Source organism: Bradyrhizobium sp., assembly GCF_052389815.1.
In the GTDB taxonomy this organism is placed as follows: domain Bacteria; phylum Pseudomonadota; class Alphaproteobacteria; order Rhizobiales; family Xanthobacteraceae; genus Bradyrhizobium.
In genome coordinates this window covers 1-4,313 of record NZ_JBQTHN010000081.1, presented here as the reverse complement: position 1 = coordinate 4,313, position 4,313 = coordinate 1, and the positions used below count along the sequence as shown (strand labels likewise).

Annotated in this window: 2 protein-coding genes; both read right to left on the bottom strand. The window is 67.3% G+C overall.

Going from position 1 to position 4,313, the window contains the following annotated elements:
* A partial coding sequence (locus tag ACT4OC_RS14100) for a caspase family protein (RefSeq protein ID WP_444839609.1) occupies positions 1-1,617 on the bottom strand: 1,617 nt, incomplete at its 3' end.
* A gap of 121 nt (positions 1,618-1,738) precedes the next feature.
* A partial coding sequence (dnaE, locus tag ACT4OC_RS14095; RefSeq protein ID WP_444839608.1) for a DNA polymerase III subunit alpha occupies positions 1,739-4,313 on the bottom strand: 2,575 nt, incomplete at its 5' end.

Here is a 4,313-nt window from a genome sequence, read left to right as displayed (position 1 = left end):
TGGCGGCACCGGCGCCTTGCCCTGCTGGATCAGCGTGGCCTTTTGCGCGACCGAAGGCGGCAGCGCCGGGGTGGCCGCACCGGGAGCAGCAACCGGAATGGCTCCCTTGGCTCCGAACGGGGTTCTGGCCGAGTCGGGCACCACCGGCGCGCCGCCGGGCGGCGGCGCCGGCGGCCGGTTGATCACGGTATTGATGACCCGGGTGTTGTGGATGTTGGAGAAGATGATGTTGTTCGGCGGCGGCGCGACGTAGCGGGGCGCGCGGACATACACCGGTATAGGCACGAACACCGGCTGCGGCAGGATGAACAGCCCGATCGGCGGTGGTGGCGGCGCGAGGACGACGAATTCTGGCGGCGGCGGCGGCAGGAAATACACCGGCGGTGGCGGCGGCGGTGCGAAATCGTAGTAGGGATCGCTGAACACCACCACGGGCCGATCGATATAGACGATCTCTTCCGGAGGCGGCGGCGGCACGTCGTAATCCATCACCACGAAAGTGGGCGGCGGCTCGAACGGTGCGGTCAGGATGGCAAGCCGGCGCCGCGCGTCGGCCGCGTGCGGCCCGTTCGGGTAGCGGCGCAGATAGGACCAATAGGCCTGCGGCGTATCGGCGCGATAGGTCCGCATCCAGGTGATCGCCTCGCGGCGGGCGGCGGCGAGCGCCCGCACGCGCCTGGCCAGCGGATCGCCGGGGTAAGCCGCAATGAACTCGTCATAGCCTTGCAGCGTGTCGCGCTCGAGCGCGGCCGCATAGGCATCCCTGGCGCCGAGGTCGCGGATTGGCCTGTTCCTGACGTCGGCGACCTGATCGGCTGGCGGCGGCGCCGGTGCATCGGGCGCCCGGTCGAAGAACACGAAATCGGTGTCGAGCTTGTGCGCGTGCCAGGGCACCTCGGCACCCTTGCTGTTCTCATTGACGCGCAGCCTGACGCGATCGAACAGCTCGGGCAGCGGCAGCCCGCCGGTGCGGATCATCTCCGCAAGCGACTGCGCATAAGCTCCGTACGGCCCCTGCCCGACCGGCGCGACGGTACCCGGCGCCGCATTGAAGGCGATCAGCATGCGCGGCTCGGGTTCGACCAGCGCAAGCCCGCTGGCGATGGGTTGTCCGCCCTCGACGAAGGGTTGCTGGCGGGCAGCATCCAGGACCACGATGCTCGCCTTCATCGGCAGCGACCCAAGACGGCGAACATAGTCGCCGATCCGCAGGGCTTCTGTCGGGATATCGGTCTCCCGGCCGATGCCGGAATCGACGGGCACGAAGTAATTCTCGCCTGCGAGCTGCAAGCCGTAGCCGGCCAGATAGATCATCGCGACGGTATCGGAGCCGGAGGTCTCGGCCTTCTGGATGAAGTCGCGCAGGGTCCGGCGCAGCGTGTCGCCGTCGAGGTCGCGGGCGCCGACCACATCGAAGCCGGCAGCCTGCAGCGTTTGCGCGATCAGCCCGGCGTCATTGGCCGCGGTCGCCAGCGGCGACTTGCCGTAGGCGCTGTTGCCCACGACCAGCGCAATGCGCTTTTCCTGTTGCTGGGCGGAGGCCGGCGCGAGAAGGCCGAGGCCGAATGCGAGCGCAAGGCACAGCGCGGGTGCGATAAGTCTTCTGCCGAGGTCCATCTGGTCCATCCCCGCCGCTGGTTACGGGTTCCTCGCGGCCACATAGCGCGCGCGAACCTGAACAGCATTTGAACAAACAAGGGTGCCAATAAGGCGGACGGCGGGAAAACGCAGACGCGATCTACAGAGTCTGTACGTCCACCACGCCTGCGACCGCCTTCAGGGCACCGGCGATCTGCGGCGAGACCTTGAAGCGGCCGGGCAGCTTCATTTCCACCTCGGTTTCGAGATCGAGCATCAGCACCAGCGAGACGTCGCCATCGGCGCCGCCGACGGGTGCCGGCGCGAGCTTTGCCTGCGACGGGCGCGCAGGACCGCCATTGGTAGCGGCAGCCTCCGGCATGCTGAGACGTCGCGCGATGGATTCGAGCGGCTTGGTGTCGCGCAGGAAGATTCGAAGGCCCTTCTGCGTCTTGGCGGCGGCGTCATCCAGCGGCTCGGCATGCAGCACGCGGGCGCGGACGTCCTCGCCCTGCAACTCGGCGCCGAGTTGCAGCAGCACGGCGGCGCCCGGCTCCAACACCTCGCGATATTGCGCCAGCCCCTCGGAGAACAGCACGGCCTCGAAATGGCCCGTCGGATCGGACAAGCCCATGATGCCCATCTTGTTGCCGGTCTTGGTGCGGCGCTCCATGCGCGAGACGACGGTGGCCGCCACCTTTCCCGCGGTCGCGCCGGTCTTCACCGCACGCGAGAACTCGGCCCAGCTCTGCACCCGCAGGCGCTTGAGCACGGTCGCGTAGTCGTCGAGCGGATGACCGGACAGGAAGAAGCCGACCGCGTCATATTCGCGCCGCAGCCGCTCCGCCGGCAGCCACGGCTCGATCTGCGGCAGCACGATGGAGGGCGCATCGGCCGCGCTGCCGAACATGTCGTTCTGCCCGGAGGTAGCCGCCTCATGGCTGCGCTGGCAGGCGGCGAGCATCGCGTCGGCGCCGGCAAAGACGCGCGCCCGGTTCGGCTCGATCGTGTCGAACGCGCCGGCTGCCGCAAGGCTTTCGATGACGCGCTTGTTGATGGCGCGCGGATTGACGCGCGCGGCGAAGTCGGCGAGCGAGGTGAAGGCGCCCTTCTTGCGCTCTTCCACGATCATCTCGACCGCCTGGGGACCTACGCCCTTCAACGCTGCGAGCGCGTAGTAGATCGTGCCCTCGCCGACCTCGAAGGTGACGCCGGAGCGGTTGATGTTGGGCGCCTCGACCTTGATTCCGAGCCGCTGCGCTTCGGAGCGGAATTCGCTGAGCTTGTCGGTATTGTTGAGATCGAGCGTCATAGACGCTGCGATGAACTCGACCGGGTAATGCGCCTTCATGTAGGCGGTGTGGTAGGACACCAGCGCATAGGCCGCGGCGTGGCTCTTGTTGAAGCCGTAATCGGCGAACTTCGCCAGCAGCTCGAAGATGGTTTCCGCCTGGCCCTTCGGCACGTTGTTCTTGACCGCGCCCGCAACGAAGACCGCGCGCTGCTTCTCCATCTCGGCGCGGATTTTCTTGCCCATGGCGCGGCGCAGGAGATCGGCGTCGCCGAGCGAATAGCCGGCCATCACCTGCGCGATCTGCATCACCTGTTCCTGGTAGATGATGACGCCGAAGGTCTCCTTCAGGATCGGCTCCAGCGTCGGATGCAGGTATTCCGGCTCCTCGTCGCCATGCTTGCGCGCGCAGTAAGTCGGGATGTTCGCCATCGGGCCCGGCCGATACAGCGCCACCAGCGCGATGATGTCCTCGAAACGGTCCGGCCGCATGTCGACCAGGGCGCGGCGCATGCCCTGGCTTTCAACCTGGAACACGCCGACCACATCGCCGCGCGCCAATATCTGGTAGCTCTTGGCATCGTCGAGCGGCAATGTCGCGAGATCGACATGGATGTCGCGCTGCTTGAGCAATTTTACTGCGACATCCAGCACCGTCAGCGTCTTCAACCCCAGGAAGTCGAACTTCACGAGGCCGGCCGGCTCCACCCATTTCATGTTGAACTGGGTGACCGGCATGTCCGACTTGGGATCGCGATAGAGCGGCACCAGCTCGCTGAGCGGCCGGTCGCCGATCACGATGCCGGCGGCGTGGGTCGAGGCGTGGCGAGTCAGGCCTTCGAGGCGCTGGGCGATGTCGAAGGCGCGCGCCACCACGGGATCCTCGTCGCGAAACGCCTGCAGCTTCGGCTCGCCCGCGATAGCGGCAGCGAGCGTCACCGGTGCGGCCGGGTTCTGCGGCACCAGCTTGGTCAGCTTGTCGACCTGCCCATAGGGCATCTGCAGCACGCGGCCGACGTCGCGCAGCACGCCGCGCGCCTGCAAGGTGCCGAAGGTGATGATCTGCGCGACCTGGTCGCGGCCGTAGCGCTCCTGCACATAGGAGATGACCTCGCCGCGGCGATCCTGGCAGAAGTCGATGTCGAAGTCCGGCATCGACACGCGCTCGGGATTGAGAAACCGCTCGAACAGCAGGCCGAAGCGCAAGGGATCGAGATCGGTGATGGTGAGCGCCCAGGCGACCACCGAGCCGGCGCCCGAGCCGCGGCCCGGCCCGACCGGGATGTCGCGCGACTTCGCCCACTTGATGAAGTCGGCGACGATCAGGAAGTAGCCGGGAAACCTCATCCGGCCGATGACGCCGATCTCGTAGGCGAGCCGCTTGTCGTAGTCGTCACGCGAGAACCCGGGCGCGAGCGGCTTGGAGCGAAGCCGCGCCTCGAGC